The sequence below is a fragment of the Bacillus sp. FSL H8-0545 genome, from assembly GCF_038006105.1.
Taxonomy (GTDB): Bacteria; Bacillota; Bacilli; order Bacillales; family Bacillaceae_G; genus Bacillus_A; species Bacillus_A cereus_U.
Map to the genome: position 1 here is coordinate 1282684 of NZ_JBBOUO010000001.1, position 18778 is coordinate 1301461.

Genomic DNA, 18778 nt, shown 5'->3' on the forward strand with positions numbered 1-18778 from the left:
GAAGGGAGATGAAGAGCAATTGCATGAAAAAATCGCAATCAAAACGATGACAGATTACCATTTGTATGATTTTATGCGTTGTCCACACAAATTTTATTTCCGTCATATAAAAAGAAGAGAGCCTTCTTCATTTGAATGGCAACAAATAGCACAAATGATTGTGAATCAAATTATTAATGAATATTACACGGTACCTGCCGGGCAACAAACAAAAATTTTTCTTTTAATACTTTTAGAAAAGTATTGGAAAAAAGTAAGGGTTAATATGTTTGCTTCAAAGTCGGAGTATTATATTGTTTTAGCGAAGCTAACTGATCACTTATTACAGTTTGTTGAAAGGGATGATAGTCAGACGCCGCCGTTATTTTTATATGAGAAGTTTCAAACATATATGGAAGAGTTAGGTGTTCATATTTCAATGACATTTGAAGTTGGTGAGTGGAGTACAGAATCATTTACAATTAAAAAGTATGTTGTTGATGCAAATGAAGAAATGCTAGCTCTTTGTCAGAAGTTAATGACTGTGTTTAGTTATAAAGCTTTCGGTATTCTTCCAGGGAAAATTGAAGTTATTAATTTAATAGAAGGAACTAAGTATGAGTACATTCCGAAACAGGAAGATATTATAACTGGAATGGATGATTTATTTAGAATGAAAGAAATGTTACAGCAACCTGAGCACTACACAGAGCGTCATTTTCGTTCTGAGTGCATGAGTTGTGCTTTTCGTGGTGAGTGCCAAGTGGAAGAGGAAAAAGAGGAAACGTTGCAGAAGAAAAATATCGTACATTAAAGGATGCAATTTTGCATCCTTTTTATTATTGACATGAAAAGCTTTTCATCATTTACGGTATATGAGTAGCAGATTTTAATAAGGGGAGGAATAATCAATGAAAGATGAAACAAAAGTATTTCAATGGTTAAAAGAACAGAATGCTCCTTTTGGAATTCAACTGCAAATTTTACAGGCGTTTCAATTGTATAAAGTTATTGTTGAAATGGATAAAAAGTTAATGATGTATGAAGAGAGAGAGTATAGGGAGAGAATTTAATCTCGTCCCTGTAATATTGCCTTCAATTGTTCTTTACTCTTGTTTAATTCTATTTCGTTATTTGTTTCAATGTTATAAATGAGGTTATGTAGTAAAGGGCTGTATTGATAAAAGGTAGTGATGCGGTGAATGAGTAATGGATCGCGGTGAGAAACAAGTGCACTGTAGTGTTTATATACAGATGTAGTAAACTCATGACCGAAATCATAATATAGCCCAGCAAAATCAAAAGCGGGATCGCCAATTTGAGCATCTCCAAAATCGATAACACCTGAAATGGTTTTGTTCAGGTTGTTAAATAAAATGTGATGATGTGTAAAGTCAGCATGAATGATTGTATTTTGAAAGGTAGATTTAGCTATATAGGCAAAGAAATTTTCGAATAAACGATTTAAGGCTGACTTCTGTAATGAAGTAAGACTGTTAGTAAGATATTGATTTAATTTTGTGTGTAGTTCTTTCCAGTAGGTAAGTGTTTTTTCGATAGGGAATCCTAACGTTTCAGCATGCTTTAAAGGAATGCCATGTAAAGCCGCAAGGAAAGTGGCTAATTGTGTAATAATTACTTCAAGTTCTTTTTTCTCTAACTGGGCAACTATTTCAGTTTTTAACGGTTTACCATGAATGAGAGGATAATAGCTACAAAATGGAACATTATCACAATTATTCTTATACAATACGCGATACTTAGGGACTTCGATTCTTTGTAATGAATGAGAAAGAATGGTACACAGCTCCTTTTCTAACGGAATTCGCTTTGCATATTCAAGTTTTCTCGGAAAACGAAACAGTAGCTCGTCATTTATAATCACCGCTATATTATCCCAGCCCTCTTCATTTTGCGCATATGAATGTATAGAAAGACCGGGCAGAGCTTCTTTTATATATTGTTTGTAAGAGTCCATAATTGTTCCTCGTTTCTAAGTTAAAGGTAGGTTATTCTACTTCATGATATCAGAATTTTCTTTCTATATGTTAAAATATAACTATCATTATGGAGGAGGGCGGGGTGTATTACGAAGAAAAGAATATTAATCATTTCTCTATGTATCGTTTTTGGATTGTTTTGGTCATATAAAGAGGAGGTTTTTGCCACCTTTAAACCGATAGATCGCTACGAGTTAAATAAGGAATTAAAGAACAAAAGTATAGAAACTTTAACTCATAAAGAAAAGAAAAAGGTAGGAGAACACTTTGTGACAGCACAACTAGCAGTGTTTGAGTTTAATAATAAAGAAGATGTGAAACGAAAAGGTGAAGAAATATTTGTAAATAGAGGGTATGAACAGTTAATAGAAAATTATTACCCAAACCGTTTTCGGGATTTAGAGTATAAATTTACAAACGAGGAGATACGTGAAGAGACAGATGAAAGTTTTCGCTATCATGCTGTAGCGTACGTTGCTGGTACTGAAAATGGTAAGAGAAGTGAAATGAAATTAAATTATGACATGAAAATTGTAAAGGTTAATAATATATTTAGGGTGTTAGATCAAAAGCAGTACGTACAATGAAAAATCCCTCAAGGAGAAGAGGGATTTTAAAGATTTTCATTTTGTTGCCCAAGTTCTTTTTGAGCAATGTATAAATTTCCTTGCTCAACTTGTTTCAGTGTATGAACAGAATCTCCTGCATATCCTTTTTCTGTTTTAACAGTTCTTTTTGAACGAGTTGAATCTTGTTTCTTCATATAATAGACCACCTTTCCTTAAAAATAGACGAAAATGATGAGCACGAGTAATACAGCTGCGAAAATGGTAATGTCCATTAAAAAAGAAGTATTTTTATATTTAGGTGGCTTATGTACATCTTGCCGATATCCAGGTGAAATTTCAGGGGCGAATTCTTCATCGAATGATTGTTTCTTTTGTTTTTCGTCCATATGTATCCACCTTTCTTTTTCATTATGTTACACGTTACAAGAAAAAATATGCATGAAGAAAACAGCCGCTATATCATTAGCGGCTGCTTTGCGTTGTATATTTTCTTTGTACTTGGAAGAGACGGATAAGCAGGAAGATTGCTCCAAATGCTAGACCGATAATAAGACCGATCCAATACCCTTTTGCTGCCCAGTCAGTATAAGTTGCTAACATGTAGCCAAGAGGTAGACCTATTACCCAATAAGCTATTAATGTCATAATTAAGGCAACATTTACGTCTTTATAACCACGAAGTGCTCCTTGTACTGGAGTTGCAATCGCATCTGAAATTTGAAATAAAATCGCGAATATAAGAAATTCTTTAGCTAAATGATGGACATTTGCATTTGTCGTATAAATAGAAGCAATTTCATCATCAAAGAAATAAAGAAGGATTGAATATAAAAGAGCGAAAGCAAGGGCTAATCCAATTCCGATAAATCCATATTGTTTCGCATTATTGTATCGTTTTGCTCCAACTTCAAATCCAACTGCTATCGTCATTGCCATTGCTAAACTTAAAGGAGTCATATATAACAAGGAAGCAAAGTTCATAGCTGCTTGATGTGCTGCTATTGTTGTCGTACTAAAATTGCTCATCATAAGTGTTACCGCAGCGAAAATACTCGTCTCAAAAAAGATAGCAAATCCGATAGGGACACCAAGTTTCAGGAATTCCTTCCAGCTCGTAAAGGAAGGGCGGTATAACTGTTTAAAGATATTGAAAGAAGCGAAAGGCTCTTTCGTACGAATAATAATGACGGTAATAATTAAAATACACCAATATGTTGCTGCAGAAGCGATTGCCGCACCAACACCACCGAGTTTTGGAAAGCCAAAGTGACCAAAAATTAATAAGTAATTTAATACTACGTTAATTGGTAATGATAGTAATGTAATAATCATCGTTGTTCGAGTTTTTCCTAATGCATCAATAAATCCACGTAAGACGGTGTAAGTAAATAAAGGGATAATTCCAATCGCGATAATACTTAAAAATTGTGCTGCAATACGTTCCACAGGTTCTTCTAATTGCATGCCATTTAAAATAGGTGAAACAGCGAAGAATCCGATAAGGATAACAACGAAACTAGCACAAATTGCTAAATATACTGCTTGTATGACAATGTGGGGAACGTCCTCCTTTTTCTTTGATCCAACGAGCTGTGCAACAATAGGAGTAGTAGCCATTAAAATTCCTGTTAAGCCGGTACTAACGGGAAGCCATATACTTGTCCCGATAGCAACACCCGCTAAATCAATAGGACTTGCATGTCCTGACATTGTCGTATCAAAAAAGCTCATCGAAAATAATGACATTTGCGTTACAAAAATCGGGAAAAAGAGTAATAAAAATTGCTTTAACTTTTGTGAGAATGAAGTAGTTTCTTTCATAAAATCCCCTTTCAACGTAAAAAACAAACTCTTATTATCATACAATTTAATCAAAAAATAGAAAAGAAATAAGCGTATACAACAAATGAAATCAATAAAAAAAGGATGCACTTTGAAAAGGGATAAGGTATTATGATAAGGTGTGAAAAAATTACATATTCGTTATTAAGGAGGCACTACTTGTGGCTGATTGGTTAATTGGATTAATCATGGGTGCTGTTGAAGGTTTAACAGAGTTTCTACCAGTTTCATCAACAGGACATATGATTTTAACAGGTCATTTACTTGGATTCGACGATGAGAGAGCGAAAGTTTTCGAAGTTGTTATTCAGTTGGGATCGATTTTAGCAGTTGTTGTTATATTTTGGAAACGTTTATGGTCATTAGTTGGAATAGGGAAAGTAACTGATGGACCATCTTTAAATTTATTACATATTATTATCGGGATGATTCCTGCCGGCATACTCGGCGTATTATTCCATAGTGCAATTAAAGAAGTTTTATTCGGTCCAGGACCGGTTGTTATTAGCTTAGTAGCTGGTGGTATTTTAATGATTGTTGCTGAGAAGTTTTCAAAACCAAGTACAGCAAGAACGTTAGATGAAATCACATATAAGCAAGCATTTACAATCGGAATGTTCCAATGTTTAGCACTTTGGCCAGGATTTTCTCGTTCTGGTTCTACAATAAGTGGTGGTTTATTAGCACGTGTTTCGCATACAGCGGCAGCGGAATATACATTTATTTTAGCGGTGCCAATGATGGTAGCTGCAAGTGCCTTAGATTTAATTAAAAGCTGGGATATATTAAGCGCAGCTGATATACCATTATTTGCAACTGGATTTATTACAGCATTCGTTGTTGCGATGCTTGCAATTGTTTCATTCTTAAAATTATTAGGTCGTGTAAAACTAACACCGTTCGCTTATTACCGTTTCATTTTAGCTGCGGTATTCTATTTCTTCATTATGTAATAAAAAAACCTGCCGAAATCGGCAGGTTTTTTATTTTACTACTTTCTCAATCATGCTTTCCATTACATGTTCCCAAAGAGAAGTATCATCAGCTAATGTAGCACGGAAATTAGCGTACATTTCTTTTTGTTTTTCCTCGAATGTTGGATCTTCTTTTTCAGGCAATGTAGCACGCATGGAAGTTACTAATTCTTGTACTTTTGGAGCGCGTGGTCCCCAAAAGGCTTGTTCATTTCCATCTTTATCAATGAAAATAAAGATTGGAATCGCACGTGCAGTTCCGTTTGTTAAGTATTGATCCATTAATTCTAAGTTTTCATCACGAATTAATAATCGCATATCGATATTTGCAACTTCAGAAATTCGTTTCATAACAGGTACGCATAAAAGAGCGTCACCACACCAATCAGCTGTTAATACGATAACGCGCCAGCCATCATTTTGGCGTTCTTCTAATACAGGAAGTAATTCATTTGGAATTAAAAAGTTATTGTAAATGTGTAGTAGCTCGTATTGGTTTACTTTCATTTCATTCACATATGTATCAAAGGATATACCTTTATCAGCCCATTGTTGTAAGTTCATAAGTAACACCTCTTTAGTATGATTTGTTTTTATTGTACCAATTTTTATATAGAAAAGCTTGTATTCTTACTCTTTCTTATCACTTAATAATTTATTTAGTGTGAAAAGGAATAGTGCGACATATAATTCAGCTGTATTTGACATTTGTACGCTCTCTATCCAGTCGTCAGCGGTATGAATGACGAACCAATCTAACGTAATTTCAATAATGGAGAGAAGAGCAATCGAGAGCCAATTAGGCATACTTGTCATCATTGGATGTAGGAGTACTTTAAAGAAAATGAATATAAAATATGTAATACCATCTAAGAAAAGGATAAGTAAAAAAAGAGTAGTAGAGCTGTTCGTGATGAATATTCTATACCTGTGATTTGAAAGATTCCTACATATACAAAGAATATAAATGCAAAGAATATAATAAGAATAACAAAACCAATAATAATAGTCTTATCTTTTAGACTGAGATTAGAAAACTTGTCTTCTTCACTCACTATTCCAACTCCTTTTTCTGGAAATCAACTTCATTGTAACATGAAATATATATTAAAAAAGTACGAATTATGGGAAAATAAGGTGACAAAAAGTAAGATTTCATGTAAAATTATTAATAAGGTTTTTATTTAACTAAATGAAATAAAAGGGGCTGTCAAAGTTGTCTCAAAATAGAGAGCAATTAATGGAAGAACTATCGACAAATGTTTTTTCTATGTTTCGCACGTTGCGTAATGATATTGGAAAAATATTTGGTGGTTACATACCGTGGAATGAGTTCATTGTCCTTAGAATATTGAACCGCACGAATAAAGAAATGGTATCACGTGTAGCTAATGAGTTAAATGTGTCGAATAGTCATATTACAGCCGTTACAGAAAAATTAATTAATAAAGGCTTTGTAACTCGTTCACGTTCTACATCAGATCGCCGAGTTGTATATTTAGAGATTACAGAACAAGGGAAAGAGTTAGTTGCGAAAATGGAAGGTGAGAAAAAGAAATATTTACAAGAAAGATTCTCCTCACTTTCAGAAGAAGAAATGAATGTAATGATATCTATTTCTAAAAAACTTATTTAAGTAGTTATAAACAAGAAAACGCTTACTTAACACAGAAGAAGACCTTCCTCATATATGGAAGGTCTTCTTCTGTGTGTAATAGATGATAAAAAATAAAATGTGTATGAAAAAAGATAGAGCGCCATACTACTAATAAAGGAAGGAGGGGGAAATATGACGAATCGTAATGGTAGTCAAGGAAGTGGAAATCAAGGTTCACCAAAATCAGGGCAATTCCAGCAGGAGTTTAGTGCTGATTTTGAAACAGGTAATGATAACAAAGGAAAAGAATATCGTTCGAAAAAAGGAAGCAAGTCAAAAAAGGAGTGAATCATTTCACTCCTTTTTGATTTAAGATGCTGCAGATTGATCCGTATTATATTTTTCTTCTGATTTTGAAACAATCATTGCACAAATTGCATCGCCAGAAATATTGACCGCATTCTAGACATGTCTAGAATGCGGTCAATACCGATAATTAAAGCAATACCCTCTACTGGTAGATTTACTTGATTTAAAACCATCGTAAGCATTACTAGTCCAACACCTGGTACACCTGCAGTACCGATACTAGCTAGTACAGCAGTTAATGCAACCATAGCTAATTGCTGAAATAAGCGAAGAGAGTTAAATTATGTATTTGGAAAATAAAATAGACCATCACATGATGGTCTATAGGGAAGGGGACAATTTATGTCAATTTAATTAGGGATGGAAAGCTGTTCAAGACACTGGGGAATGTCTTATAAATTAGGGAGGAACAGCTCCGATACATATACTATAAAAGATAGATGTGACCTAGATGTGAACATAGAGTGAAAGAGAGAGGGAGTTTTAAGTAAGAAGAAAGAGAGAATAAAAAAATAAGACCATCACATATAGGATGGTCAAGGGAAGGGGACAATTTATGTCAATTTAATTAGGGATGGAAAGCTGTTCAAGACACTGGGGAATGTCTTATAAATTAGGGAGGAACAGCTCCGATACATATACTATAAAAGATAGATGTGACCTAGATGTGAACATAGAGTGAAAGAGAGAGGGAGTTTTAAGTAAGAAGAAAGAGAGAATAAAAAAATAAGACCATCACATATAGGATGGTCAAGGAAGGGGACAATTTATGTCAATTTAATTAGGGATGGAAGCTATTCAAAGACACTGGGGAATGTCTTATAAATTAGGGAGGAATAGCTCCGATACGTATACTATAAAAGGTGGATGTGACCTGGATGTGAACATGGAGTGAAAGAGAGAGGGAGTTTCAAATAAAAGATAGAAAGAACAAAAAAATAAGACCATCACATATAGGATGGTCAAGGAAGGGGACAATTTATGTCAATTTAATTAGGGATGGAAGCTATTCAAAGACACTGGGGAATGTCTTATAAATTAGGGAGGAACAGCTCCGATACGTATACTATAAAAGGTAGATGTGACCCTCGTGTGAATTTGGAGTGAAAGATATGGGGATTTGAAAAGGGATAAAATAGTTGTTGTTGTTGTAAGAGTTATAGTATAAGTGGGGATATAATAGAAAATATTCTTTTGTAAAACGATAGGAGTCTGAATATAAATAAAAGTTGAAATCTATGAAAAAAAGGATTATGCTCAACTATATTATAAGAATATAAGGTTTATTCCGCTACTTGTAGGCTCTTAAAGAGTCTTTATTTATGAGGGGATAAAAGCTTCACTTGATAAAGGGAGTTAGTGATATGGAAGTAGCAAAAAAACAAGGGTTGTATAATCGCTTTATACGATTAAATCCACCACAAATTTTAGCATTAGGATTTTTTTGTTTAATTGTGGTCGGAGGATTGTTATTAAAGTTACCGTTTGCAACGAAAGTACATATTAGTTGGGTAGATGCTTTCTTTACAGCTACGTCGGCAGCGACTGTAACCGGTTTAGGTGTTGTAGATACTGCAAGTACGTTTACGATGTTTGGTGAAATTGTTATTATGTTTTTAATTCAAACGGGTGGTCTTGGTCTTATGACGATTGCCATTTTAATAGTTTGGGTATTAGGTAAAAAAATCGGTTTACGCCACCGGTTATTAATTGGAGAAGCATTTAATCAAACAAATATTGGTGGTCTTGTGAAATTAGTGAAACGTGTCTTTATTTTTTCTATTTGTATTGAGCTAATTGGAGTTATCTTTTTATCGATTCGCTTTATTCCAGAGTTTGGTTTTGGAAAAGGTTTATACTATAGTATTTTTCACGTTATTGCGTCATATAATAATGCTGGCTTTGCGCTTTGGCCAGATAATTTAACAAGATATGTAGGAGATCCTATTATTAATATTGGGATTTGTTCTTTAATTGTAATAGGAGGATTAGGGTTTACGGTATTAATTGATATATGGTATAGCCGTAGTTTCCGAAAATTATCACTGCACTCTAAAATCATGATTGTTGGAACGATAGCACTTAATGTTATTGCGATGATTGTGATTTTTGTATTGGAATATAATAATGTGAAGACTTTGGGACACTTATCTTTAAATGAAAAGTTATGGGCTTCGTTCTTCCAAGGAATTACACCTCGTACAGCCGGTTTTAACACGGTAGATTATGGGGGGATGGAAGAGTCATCGATACTATTTACGATGGTATTAATGTTTATTGGTGCGGGAAGTGTATCGACAGGCGGTGGGATTAAGTTAACGACATTTGTTATTTTAATTACATCAGTTCTTTCTTTCTTTAGAAAGAAAGAGGATTTTGTTTTATTTCAGCGTACTATTAAAATGTCGACAGTAACGAGAGCATTAGCAATTGTCGTTGCTAGTCAAATACTTATTTTTACAGCGGTATTTGTATTAATGCTTACAGAAGATTTCAGTTTTATTCAGTTATTATTTGAGACAATTTCAGCGTTTGGCACAGTAGGGTTAACGATGGGGATTACTGCGAAGCTATCGGCGTTTGGAAAATGTATTATTATGTTTGTTATGTTTTGTGGATTAATCGGACCGTTAACACTTGTGTTCTCTTTGGCTCGACCAGCGAAACAAAAAATTAAATATCCATCAGAAGATGTATTTACAGGATAAGGTATCCCGCATAAAGCGAGATACCTTTTTCTTTTTAAAAAAGAGAGAACAATAAACCAATAAGCGCCACTCGGAATAAAATCGCAATGAGTGCAGCGATACCGCCAATAATCGCTGCGGTGCCACCAGTTACAGTAGCCCCGCGATTATAAGCGTAAATACCGAGTAAAACAGACACAAGACCAAATAGTGTTGGGAATGTGAATAGTGATAATATTGCTAAAGCAAGAGCGATAAAACCAGCAGTCGATCCAGCTGCAGATGATCTTACATCATCGTTATCTTTATCATCATAATCAATATGCTGTGGTGCAACTTCAGCTGCGTATTCTTCTTTATAGTCACTATAATCACTATCTATTCGATCTCTTTTTTTATATTCATCAAATTTCTCAGTCAAAGTAAGGACTCCTTTCATAACAAGGTTCAATAGTAGTATGTTTCTCTTTACTGTTTTTATCCCGCTATTTGCGGGCAGTAAGACTCCCACCTCAAAATTCGGCTGGAGCGAAGAAGTTAGGTGGGAGTCGGGCTGCCCGTAAACGCCCGATTGGTGAGGGCTAATAATCAGTGGGGGATGAACAAAACCTCCACTGATTAAAGTTTCACTTTATCCGAACCTGTACAGGGAGTAATATCCAATTGGAAAGTGAAAAATGTTTTTTCAAAATAGGAAAACTTAGTATGACTTCCTCTATTTTGGAAAGTATAAAAAAGAATAATGAGGAAAGGGTGTAGTACATAATGGAACATCCAATTGAAAATTTAATGAAAACAGCAATGACAAATTTAAAAGAGATGGTAGATGTAAATACGATTGTTGGAAGTCCGGTTTCAACAGCTGACGGAAATGTAGTATTAACAGTATCTCAAGTGGCTTTTGGTTTTGGAGCTGGTGGAAGTGACTTTAAAGGGGATTTTATTTCTGAAAAACATAATGGCGGACAAGGGCAGCATAAAGAGAACAAGCAAGGGCATCCATTTGGAGGCGGAAGTGGAGCTGGGGTTTCCATTAGCCCAGTGGCTTTTTTAGTAGTTGGTTCTAACGGTGTACAGGTATTGCATCTTAATAGTAGTACACATTTAATTGAAAAAGCGTTAAATACTGTAACAAGCACTGTGGATAAATTTGTGAATAGTCGTCAAAGGTGAACTTGCATTTTTTAGGAATTATGATATATTAGAAAAAGTGCGCTTTAGGACGATCGGAATAATTGAAATGTAAATATATATGATGTGTGAAATAAGGGAGAGGAATTTATGATTAATATCAAAAACTTGGTAGTTGGCTTATGTATGTTAGTAAGCGGTTTTGTTGTATATGTAATAAAAGAAAAAGCTCCATTCTAAAACAGACAAACCGTTAATGTCTGTTTTTAATTTGTAAAAAAAGTTGACAGGTTAGTGTATTGGTGTTAGAATTTTAATTCGTGTCTCGGTTACAGCTAGTGTAAAGTGAATATCTCTTATGAATATAATATGAAAAGTTTGCGAAAGATCGGGTAATTTTATCAACAACTTTTGTGAACAAACCCTATAAATTGTATTTGTAAGCTTTATATGTATACTAGTGAATCAAGGAGCGGTCAGTGGAACCGTAATGATGAGAGAGAGGTAGGGCTTTCATCCAGTATATGTTACTTTCCCGTTAGGTGAATATAAAAAAGAGGGCTCCTTTTGAAAAGGAGCCCTCTTTCTATAGATAAATTGAAACTATAATCAGTGGGACCATTCCCTTTACATATTAGCTCGCAAATAACGTGATAAAAATGATTAAGTGCGGTTTTCAACTTGTTGACAAATTTCATCTGTTGTTAGACCGTGTGCTTTAATTACAGATCCTTTTATCGATGCATCTGCAATGCCCATCATATTAGAATCTTGCCCGGTTACAACGCAACAATCGCACCCATGTGCATCATTTTCAGAGTTAAGTGAAACGACTTCATACCCTTGTTGCTGAAGAGCTTGTTGAACATCAGTTAAAGAGTTCTCAACACCAATTCTAGCCATAATTTTCACCTCCTACCATCTAGTTGCTAGTATGCTCAAGTCCATAGCATATATTTATGAAAAGATGGTAGGAAGAGAATATTTGTTTAGTCGTTATATACACCAGTAAGCATTTGACTAACGAATTGATCATTTAATGTATCTTGTGCTGAACTGTTATTAGATTGAATATCGATTGAAGCCGTATAGTTGTTATGTTTCCTGCTATTTGGTTCTACTTCAACGTAATTATCGAATTTACAAAAACCTTTCGTATTCATTAGATCAAATAGTTGTAGCATTTCTACTACCTCTTGTCTCGTTCCTTTAATTTGTACACACGCCATTTTTATTTCCTCCTTCAATTTGACAAATTGTTTTTTAAAAATAGGATTATGATTACTAAATGAAAAATATGAATGTTATTTTTAGACAGCGTTATTTTTGTTATTTTCCCCCTTTTTCACCAAAAGTCGTTGTATATTCCCGAATTTATAAAATCGGACGTCCGTTTATTGAATACAATAGATTCGTATCAGTTGGCGAAAACCCTTCTTTTAAACAAATATTTTTTTAGTAGAATTTGGCGAAAAAAATTTTTTGACTTTTTGTAAACGTTAACAATGTTGTTAAATCAATATAATCAAAGATGTACGTACGATTAAAAATTAAAAATTTTCTAAAAATTCACTTGATTTATTTGAAAAGGAGAGTAAACTAGGAAACAATAAAAAACTCATAGAACATAGGGGGCGCTTTCAAGTGAACGAGCAGTGGATTTTCTTAAATGGAGAATTTGTTCCAAAAGACGAAGCAAAGGTTTCAGTATATGATCATGGCTATTTATATGGCGATGGAGTGTTCGAAGGAATTAGGGTATATAGCGGTAATGTTTTCCGTTTGAGAGAGCATCTTGTCCGGTTATATGAATCAGCGAAATCCATCATGTTAGAAATTCCATATACGTTAGAAGAAGCAACGAAAATCGTTGTTGAAACGATTCGACAAAACAAACTATCTAATGGATATATCCGCCTCGTTGTATCAAGAGGACCTGGGAATTTGGGATTAGATCCCGATTCTTGTACGAAACCAAATGTAGTAGTAATTGCAGAGCAATTATCTTTATTTCCACAAGAATATTATGAAAAAGGGATTCCGATTATAACAGTTGCAACGCGTCGTAATCGCCCGGATGTTTTATCGCCTCAAGTAAAATCTTTAAATTACTTAAATAATATTTTAGTTCGCATTGAGGCGAAACTAGCTGGAGTACAAGAAGCACTTATGTTAAATGACCAAGGATATGTAGCTGAAGGCTCTGGAGATAACGTATTTATTGTGAAGGGAAATAAATTAATTACACCACCAAGTTCTGCTGGAGCGTTAGAAGGTATTACACGAAACGCGATTTTAGAAATCGGCGAAAAACTTGGATATGACGTAAGAGAAGAATTATTTACAAGGCACGATGTATATGTAGCTGATGAAGTGTTTTTAACAGGAACAGCTGCTGAAGTAATTGCTGTTACGACAGTAGATGGAAGAACGATTGGTTTAGGGAGAACAGGGCCACATACGAATCGTTTATTAGAAGAATTCCGTAAATTAGTTGTAGAAGATGGAGAGAAAATTTACGAAGAAAATAAAGTTGGATAATAGCTCTTTATGACATGATAAAGCGTTGATAGGGAGGAGTAGTTGACTGTGAAGCCTCACAGAGAGTCGGTGGTTGCTGGAAACCGATGGTTCACGTCGACGAACATCACCCTTGAGTGCTAAGCTGAAGTATTTGTTTAGGCTTAGACGGTAGCTCCGTTATTAGCTAGACTCATATCCCGAGTCACTGAGGCAAGAGTAATCTTGCAAAGAAGGGTGGTACCGCGAAATCTTTCGTCCCTTCAGCACATAGCTGGAGTGTGGACGTAGGATTTTTTTATTTTATAAATGGTTTAAAAAAGGGGGCTTATAAGAAAAATGTCTTCAAAAACGGAAGAGAAACTGGCAACTGGTGCACAGCTATTGTTAGAAGCGCTAGAAAAGGAAGAAGTAGAAGTGATTTTCGGGTATCCAGGTGGTGCGGTTTTACCTCTATATGATGCGCTTTATGATTGTGAAATTCCGCATATTTTAACGAGGCATGAGCAAGGTGCAATTCATGCTGCTGAAGGATATGCAAGAATTACAGGGAATCCAGGAGTGGTAATTGCAACAAGTGGACCGGGTGCTACAAATGTTATTACTGGTTTAGCTGACGCGATGATTGATTCATTACCGCTTGTTGTATTTACAGGGCAAGTAGCAACAACGTTAATCGGAAGTGATGCTTTCCAAGAAGCAGATATCATGGGGCTTACGATGCCGGTGACAAAACATAATTATCAAGTGCGAAAAGCATCGGATTTACCCCGAATTATTAAAGAAGCATTTCATATCGCTAGAACAGGAAGACCGGGCCCAGTCGTAATTGACCTTCCGAAAGATATGGTAGTAGAGCAAGGCGAGAGATGTAGCGACGTACAAATGGATTTACCAGGATACCAGCCTAATTATGAACCGAATCTACTACAAATAAACAAATTATTACAAGCGATTGAGGTCTCAAAAAAGCCATTAATTTTAGCTGGAGCAGGTGTATTGCATGCGAAAGCATCGAAAGAATTAACAAGCTTTGCTCGCAAATATCATATTCCAGTTGTTCATACATTACTTGGTCTTGGCGGGTTTCCGCCAGATGATGAACTATTTCTAGGGATGGGAGGAATGCACGGTTCATACACCGCAAATATGGCGTTATATGAATGTGACTTACTTATTAATATAGGTGCAAGATTTGATGATCGTCTTACTGGGAATTTAGCTTATTTTGCTAAAGAAGCGATTGTCGCACATATAGATATTGATCCAGCGGAAATTGGGAAAAATGTGCCGACTGAAATCCCTATTGTTGCGAGTGCGAAGCAAGCATTAGAAGCTATACTCACTTTTAAAGAAGGGGAAGTAGATTACAATGATTGGCTTTCGTTATTGAATAGTAGAAAAGAAAAATATCCTCTTTCTTACAAAGAACATGCAGAACGTATTAAACCTCAATATGCAATTGATATGCTATACGAAATTACGAAAGGAGAAGCGATTGTAACAACAGATGTTGGGCAACATCAAATGTGGGCAGCTCAATATTATCCATTGAAAAACCCAGATAGATGGGTAACTTCTGGGGGATTGGGAACAATGGGCTTCGGGTTTCCAGCAGCAATAGGTGCACAAATCGCAAAGCCTGAAGAACTAGTTATTGCAATTGTCGGTGATGCTGGATTTCAAATGACCTTGCAAGAACTTAGTGTGTTGAAAGAGCATTCTTTACCGGTTAAAGTTTTTATTTTAAATAATGAAGCTTTAGGGATGGTAAGACAATGGCAAGAGGAATTTTATAATAGGCGATATTCGCACTCCTTACTTTCATGCCAACCAGATTTTGTCGCACTTGCCAATGCATATGGCATAAAAGGTGTTCGTATTGAAGACCCACTTCTTGCAAAGCAACAATTACAGTATGCAATTGAATTAAGAGAGCCAGTCGTAATTGATTGCCGCGTACTTCAATCTGAAAAGGTTATGCCGATGGTTGCACCAGGGAAAGGGGTTCACCAAATGGAGGGGGTGGAGAAAAGGTGAAGAGAATTGTAACAGCGACAGTTCGAAATCAAAGCGGTGTGTTAAATCGAATTACAGGTGTTATGACACGTAGACATTTTAATATTGAAAGTATTTCAGTAGGTCATACGGAATCATCGGATATTTCGAGAATGACGATTGTTGTACACGTTGAAAATGAACAGCAAGTTGAGCAGTTAATTAAACAACTTCATAAGCAAATCGACGTACTGAAAGTATCAGATATTACAGAAGAAGCGATGATCGCTAGAGAACTTGCACTTATTAAAGTAGCAACGTCTGTAGCAAGAGCAGAATTATATAGTTTAATTGAACCATTTCGAGCCACTGTAATAGATGTTGGGAAGGATTCCATAGTGGTGCAAGTAACAGGTACTCAGGAGAAAGTAGAAGCGTTAATTGAATTACTTCGTCCATACGGTTTGAAAGAAATTGCTAGAACAGGTGTAACAGCATTTACACGTAGTATGAAAAAACAAGATAAACAAGTTATGTTAATTCAATAATTATTTAAAAAATAGGGGGAAATGAAAATGGCGAAAGTTTATTATGAAAAAGACGTAACGGTAAATGTATTAAAGGAAAAGAAAGTAGCAATCATCGGATATGGATCGCAAGGCCATGCGCATGCACAAAACTTACGTGATAACGGATTTGATGTAGTAGTTGGACTGAGGAAAGGGAAGTCATGGGATAAGGCGAAAGAAGACGGATTTTCTGTATATACAGTAGCGGAAGCAGCAGAAAAAGCGGATGTAGTAATGATTCTACTACCTGATGAATTACAGCCAGAAGTATATGAAGCTGAAATTGCACCAAACTTACAGGCAGGTAATTCTCTTGTGTTCGCACATGGCTTTAATGTTCACTTTGATCAAGTAAAACCGCCAGCTAATGTAGACGTATTTCTAGTAGCACCGAAAGGTCCAGGACATCTAGTACGTCGTACGTTTGCAGAAGGGGGAGCTGTTCCTGCATTATTTGCAGTATATCAAGATGCAACAGGAGTTGCGACTGAAAAGGCACTTTCATATGCAGATGGAATTGGGGCGACGAGAGCAGGTGTATTAGAAACAACGTTTAAAGAAGAAACAGAAACAGATTTATTCGGAGAGCAAGCTGTACTTTGCGGCGGAGTGACTGCACTTGTAAAAGCGGGATTTGAAACGCTAGTTGATGCTGGCTATCAACCTGAACTTGCATATTTTGAATGTTTACATGAACTGAAATTAATTGTTGACCTTATGTATGAAGGCGGACTTGAAAATATGAGATACTCAGTTTCAGATACAGCGCAGTGGGGTGACTTCGTATCAGGGCCACGTGTTGTTACTGAAGATACGAAGAAAGCGATGGGGGAAGTATTGGCAGAAATTCAAGATGGTACATTTGCAAGAGGCTGGATTGCAGAGCATAAAGCAGGAAGACCAAATTTCCAGGCGACAAATGAGAAAGAAAATGAACATGAAATCGAAGTAGTTGGACGTAAATTACGTGAAATGATGCCTTTTGTACAGCCGCGAGTAAAGGTAGGGATTAAATAATATGAAGCAGATTTTGTTCATGGATACGACGCTTCGTGATGGCGAACAATCACCAGGAGTTAATTTAAATGAACAAGAGAAATTACAAATTGCGAGGCAACTAGAGAGACTTGGTATTAATGTAATGGAAGCTGGATTCGCAGCGGCTTCTGAAGGTGATTTTCAATCGGTAAAACGTATCGCAAATACCATTCAAAATGCTACTGTTATGAGTTTAGCTAGAGCAAAGGAAAGCGATATTCGAAGAGCATATGACGCAGTGAAAGGTGCTGTTTCTCCTCGATTACACGTATTTTTAGCTACGAGTGATATTCATATGAAATACAAGCTGTGTATGTCGAAAGAAGATGTATTAGATAGTATTCATCGCTCGGTTACACTTGGAAAATCATTATTTCCAACAGTGCAATTTTCAGCAGAAGATGCGACAAGAACATCGAGAGCATTTTTAGCTGAAGTAGTAGAAGTAGCGATTCGTGCAGGAGCGAATGTAATCAATATTCCTGATACAGTTGGATATACGAATCCAGAAGAATATTATTCTCTTTTTAAATACTTAAAAGAATCCGTTCCTTCGTATGAAAAAGCAATTTTCTCTTGTCATTGTCACGATGATCTTGGGATGGCAGTAGCGAACTCGTTAGCTGCAGTTGAAGGCGGAGCGTTACAAGTAGAAGGAACGATTAATGGAATTGGAGAAAGAGCAGGAAATGCAGCCTTAGAAGAGGTCGCAGTTGCTCTCCATATTAGAAAAGATTTCTATGAAGCAGAGTCCTCTATGACGTTAAAAGAAATTAAAGCGACAAGTACATTAGTAAGTCGTTTAACAGGTATGGTTGTACCGAAAAATAAAGCGATTGTTGGAGCAAATGCGTTCGCTCATGAATCAGGTATTCATCAAGATGGTGTTTTAAAAGAAGTGACGACATATGAAATTATTGAACCGGCGCTTATAGGTGAATCTCAAAATCTATTTGTACTTGGAAAACATTCTGGACGTCACGCATTTACGGAAAAAATGAAAGAATTAGGCTACGAATTTACAAACGAAGAACGAGATGCGGTGTTTGCAGCATTTAAAAAATTAGCTGATCGAAAAAAGGAAATTACAGAAGAAGATTTACGTGCGCTTATGCTTGGTGAAGCAGCATTTTCGGCACAACAATATAGCATTACGCAATTGCAAGTACACTTCGTATCAAATAGTACACAGTGTGCAACGGTTGTACTAAAAGATGAGGAAGGGAATATGTACGAAGATGCAGCAACTGGTTCTGGAAGTATTGAAGCAATCTATAATGCAATTCAAAGAATTTTAGGATTAGAATGTGACTTAGCGGATTATCGCATACAATCTATAACGCAAGGTCAAGATGCACTTGCACATGTTCATGTTGAATTAAAAGAAGGAACTCATCAAGTATCAGGTTTTGGTGTTGCGCAAGACGTATTAGAAGCATCGGCGAGAGCGTACGTTCATGCGGCGGGAAAATTAAAATCTTTTATTACTCTTGTGAAGTAACTGT

22 protein-coding genes, 2 pseudogenes and 1 other annotated feature are annotated in these 18778 nt (G+C 35.8%); of the genes and pseudogenes, 14 read left to right on the forward strand and 10 right to left on the reverse strand.

Annotated features, from left to right (window positions below; translation table 11 throughout):
- Nucleotides 1-19 precede the first annotated feature (19 nt).
- Nucleotides 20-793: a hypothetical protein gene (locus MHI07_RS06770; RefSeq protein WP_340822704.1), complete on the forward strand. Its 774-nt coding sequence runs from the start codon at nt 20-22 to the stop codon at nt 791-793.
- Between the two features lie 97 nt (nt 794-890).
- Nucleotides 891-1052: a hypothetical protein gene (locus MHI07_RS06775; protein ID WP_002149564.1), complete on the forward strand. Its 162-nt coding sequence runs from the start codon at nt 891-893 to the stop codon at nt 1050-1052.
- Here the strand turns inward: MHI07_RS06775 and MHI07_RS06780 are convergent.
- Nucleotides 1049-1957: an aminoglycoside phosphotransferase family protein gene (locus MHI07_RS06780; RefSeq protein WP_215581068.1), complete on the reverse strand. Its 909-nt coding sequence runs from the start codon at nt 1955-1957 to the stop codon at nt 1049-1051. The genes MHI07_RS06775 and MHI07_RS06780 overlap by 4 nt on opposite strands.
- Before the next feature lie 108 nt (nt 1958-2065).
- Here MHI07_RS06780 and MHI07_RS06785 point away from each other — a divergent pair, with 108 nt between their 5' ends.
- Complete coding sequence (locus MHI07_RS06785) at nt 2066-2566, forward strand: biotin transporter BioY (RefSeq protein WP_340826878.1); 501 nt, start codon at nt 2066-2068, stop codon at nt 2564-2566.
- A gap of 26 nt (nt 2567-2592) precedes the next feature.
- On the opposite strand, the gene MHI07_RS06790 is transcribed toward MHI07_RS06785, so the two are convergent.
- The 3 genes from MHI07_RS06790 to MHI07_RS06800 all read right to left on the reverse strand — a co-directional run bounded on the left by MHI07_RS06790 (nt 2593) and on the right by MHI07_RS06800 (nt 4369).
- Nucleotides 2593-2742 carry a hypothetical protein gene (locus MHI07_RS06790; RefSeq protein WP_340822707.1) on the reverse strand — a complete coding sequence of 50 codons (150 nt, stop codon included), beginning with the start codon at nt 2740-2742 and terminating at the stop codon, nt 2593-2595.
- Between the two features lie 18 nt (nt 2743-2760).
- Nucleotides 2761-2934 (reverse strand): 2-isopropylmalate synthase, encoded by a 174-nt coding sequence (locus tag MHI07_RS06795; RefSeq protein WP_340822708.1) that lies wholly within the window; start codon nt 2932-2934, stop codon nt 2761-2763.
- A gap of 76 nt (nt 2935-3010) precedes the next feature.
- The gene (locus MHI07_RS06800; protein WP_002158693.1) at nt 3011-4369 is read right to left on the reverse strand and encodes an MATE family efflux transporter; all 1359 of its coding nucleotides are present in this window, start codon (nt 4367-4369) and stop codon (nt 3011-3013) included.
- Between the two features lie 182 nt (nt 4370-4551).
- Here MHI07_RS06800 and uppP point away from each other — a divergent pair, with 182 nt between their 5' ends.
- Complete coding sequence (uppP, locus tag MHI07_RS06805) at nt 4552-5343, forward strand: undecaprenyl-diphosphate phosphatase (protein WP_215581072.1); 792 nt, start codon at nt 4552-4554, stop codon at nt 5341-5343.
- A 30-nt stretch (nt 5344-5373) separates the two neighbouring features.
- Here the strand turns inward: uppP and MHI07_RS06810 are convergent, their stop codons facing one another.
- The gene (locus MHI07_RS06810; RefSeq protein ID WP_340826880.1) at nt 5374-5961 is read right to left on the reverse strand and encodes a thioredoxin family protein; all 588 of its coding nucleotides are present in this window, start codon (nt 5959-5961) and stop codon (nt 5374-5376) included.
- Nucleotides 5962-5994: 33 nt separating this feature from the next.
- Nucleotides 5995-6419, reverse strand: a pseudogene (locus MHI07_RS06815) (regulatory YrvL family protein).
- 161 nt (nt 6420-6580) lie between these two features.
- Here MHI07_RS06815 and MHI07_RS06820 point away from each other — a divergent pair.
- Nucleotides 6581-7000: a MarR family winged helix-turn-helix transcriptional regulator gene (locus MHI07_RS06820; RefSeq protein WP_002158687.1), complete on the forward strand. Its 420-nt coding sequence runs from the start codon at nt 6581-6583 to the stop codon at nt 6998-7000.
- A 153-nt stretch (nt 7001-7153) separates the two neighbouring features.
- Entirely contained in the window at nt 7154-7309 is a 156-nt protein-coding gene (locus tag MHI07_RS06825; protein WP_002158686.1) for a hypothetical protein, read from the forward strand.
- 21 nt (nt 7310-7330) lie between these two features.
- Here the strand turns inward: MHI07_RS06825 and MHI07_RS06830 are convergent.
- Nucleotides 7331-7587, reverse strand: a pseudogene (locus MHI07_RS06830) (dicarboxylate/amino acid:cation symporter); the annotation flags it as partial.
- Between the two features lie 1107 nt (nt 7588-8694).
- Here MHI07_RS06830 and MHI07_RS06835 point away from each other — a divergent pair.
- Nucleotides 8695-10038 carry a TrkH family potassium uptake protein gene (locus tag MHI07_RS06835; RefSeq protein ID WP_002140965.1) on the forward strand — a complete coding sequence of 448 codons (1344 nt, stop codon included), beginning with the start codon at nt 8695-8697 and terminating at the stop codon, nt 10036-10038.
- A gap of 34 nt (nt 10039-10072) precedes the next feature.
- On the opposite strand, the gene MHI07_RS06840 is transcribed toward MHI07_RS06835, so the two are convergent.
- Nucleotides 10073-10438 (reverse strand): imidazole glycerol phosphate synthase, encoded by a 366-nt coding sequence (locus MHI07_RS06840; protein ID WP_340822714.1) that lies wholly within the window; start codon nt 10436-10438, stop codon nt 10073-10075.
- Nucleotides 10439-10782: 344 nt separating this feature from the next.
- Here MHI07_RS06840 and ytfJ point away from each other — a divergent pair, with 344 nt between their 5' ends.
- Together ytfJ and MHI07_RS06850 are read left to right on the forward strand one after the other, a co-directional pair.
- Nucleotides 10783-11190 carry a GerW family sporulation protein gene (gene ytfJ, locus MHI07_RS06845; RefSeq protein ID WP_215581076.1) on the forward strand — a complete coding sequence of 136 codons (408 nt, stop codon included), beginning with the start codon at nt 10783-10785 and terminating at the stop codon, nt 11188-11190.
- A gap of 108 nt (nt 11191-11298) precedes the next feature.
- Nucleotides 11299-11388: a hypothetical protein gene (locus MHI07_RS06850; protein WP_000608225.1), complete on the forward strand. Its 90-nt coding sequence runs from the start codon at nt 11299-11301 to the stop codon at nt 11386-11388.
- Nucleotides 11389-11811: 423 nt separating this feature from the next.
- Here the strand turns inward: MHI07_RS06850 and MHI07_RS06855 are convergent, their stop codons facing one another.
- Both MHI07_RS06855 and MHI07_RS06860 read right to left on the reverse strand, forming a co-directional pair.
- Entirely contained in the window at nt 11812-12051 is a 240-nt protein-coding gene (locus tag MHI07_RS06855; protein WP_078179574.1) for a YkuS family protein, read from the reverse strand.
- A gap of 86 nt (nt 12052-12137) precedes the next feature.
- A complete protein-coding gene (locus MHI07_RS06860; RefSeq protein ID WP_340822717.1) occupies nt 12138-12377 on the reverse strand; it encodes a DUF3911 family protein in 240 nt (79 codons plus the stop codon).
- 415 nt (nt 12378-12792) lie between these two features.
- Here MHI07_RS06860 and ilvE point away from each other — a divergent pair, with 415 nt between their 5' ends.
- From ilvE to leuA, 5 genes are all read left to right on the forward strand, one after another.
- Nucleotides 12793-13689, forward strand: coding sequence for a branched-chain-amino-acid transaminase (gene ilvE / locus MHI07_RS06865; RefSeq protein WP_002011723.1), 897 nt, complete (start codon nt 12793-12795; stop codon nt 13687-13689).
- A gap of 16 nt (nt 13690-13705) precedes the next feature.
- Nucleotides 13706-13934 (forward strand) — a binding site (T-box leader).
- 73 nt (nt 13935-14007) lie between these two features.
- Nucleotides 14008-15708 carry an acetolactate synthase large subunit gene (ilvB, locus tag MHI07_RS06870; RefSeq protein WP_002158679.1) on the forward strand — a complete coding sequence of 567 codons (1701 nt, stop codon included), beginning with the start codon at nt 14008-14010 and terminating at the stop codon, nt 15706-15708.
- Nucleotides 15705-16214, forward strand: a complete 510-nt coding sequence (ilvN, locus tag MHI07_RS06875) for an acetolactate synthase small subunit (RefSeq protein WP_000822949.1) — start codon at nt 15705-15707, stop codon at nt 16212-16214. Before ilvB ends, ilvN begins: the two co-directional genes overlap by 4 nt.
- Nucleotides 16215-16241: 27 nt before the next feature.
- A complete protein-coding gene (gene ilvC, locus MHI07_RS06880; RefSeq protein ID WP_002158678.1) occupies nt 16242-17252 on the forward strand; it encodes a ketol-acid reductoisomerase in 1011 nt (336 codons plus the stop codon).
- A gap of 1 nt (nt 17253) precedes the next feature.
- A complete protein-coding gene (leuA, locus tag MHI07_RS06885) occupies nt 17254-18774 on the forward strand; it encodes a 2-isopropylmalate synthase (RefSeq protein ID WP_340822721.1) in 1521 nt (506 codons plus the stop codon).
- The last annotated feature ends 4 nt before the right edge of the window (nt 18775-18778 follow it).

Coding starts and splice junctions, on each gene's coding strand:
- MHI07_RS06775 (WP_002149564.1), top strand. CDS start 891: ATGAAAGATGAAACAAAAGTATTTCAATGGTTAAAAGAACAGAATGCT.
- MHI07_RS06780 (WP_215581068.1), bottom strand. CDS start 1,957: ATGGACTCTTACAAACAATATATAAAAGAAGCTCTGCCCGGTCTTTCT.
- MHI07_RS06790 (WP_340822707.1), bottom strand. CDS start 2,742: ATGAAGAAACAAGATTCAACTCGTTCAAAAAGAACTGTTAAAACAGAA.
- MHI07_RS06795 (WP_340822708.1), bottom strand. CDS start 2,934: ATGGACGAAAAACAAAAGAAACAATCATTCGATGAAGAATTCGCCCCT.
- MHI07_RS06800 (WP_002158693.1), bottom strand. CDS start 4,369: ATGAAAGAAACTACTTCATTCTCACAAAAGTTAAAGCAATTTTTATTA.
- MHI07_RS06825 (WP_002158686.1), top strand. CDS start 7,154: ATGACGAATCGTAATGGTAGTCAAGGAAGTGGAAATCAAGGTTCACCA.
- MHI07_RS06835 (WP_002140965.1), top strand. CDS start 8,695: ATGGAAGTAGCAAAAAAACAAGGGTTGTATAATCGCTTTATACGATTA.
- ytfJ (WP_215581076.1), top strand. CDS start 10,783: ATGGAACATCCAATTGAAAATTTAATGAAAACAGCAATGACAAATTTA.
- MHI07_RS06850 (WP_000608225.1), top strand. CDS start 11,299: ATGATTAATATCAAAAACTTGGTAGTTGGCTTATGTATGTTAGTAAGC.
- MHI07_RS06855 (WP_078179574.1), bottom strand. CDS start 12,051: ATGGCTAGAATTGGTGTTGAGAACTCTTTAACTGATGTTCAACAAGCT.
- MHI07_RS06860 (WP_340822717.1), bottom strand. CDS start 12,377: ATGGCGTGTGTACAAATTAAAGGAACGAGACAAGAGGTAGTAGAAATG.
- ilvB (WP_002158679.1), top strand. CDS start 14,008: ATGTCTTCAAAAACGGAAGAGAAACTGGCAACTGGTGCACAGCTATTG.
- ilvC (WP_002158678.1), top strand. CDS start 16,242: ATGGCGAAAGTTTATTATGAAAAAGACGTAACGGTAAATGTATTAAAG.
- leuA (WP_340822721.1), top strand. CDS start 17,254: ATGAAGCAGATTTTGTTCATGGATACGACGCTTCGTGATGGCGAACAA.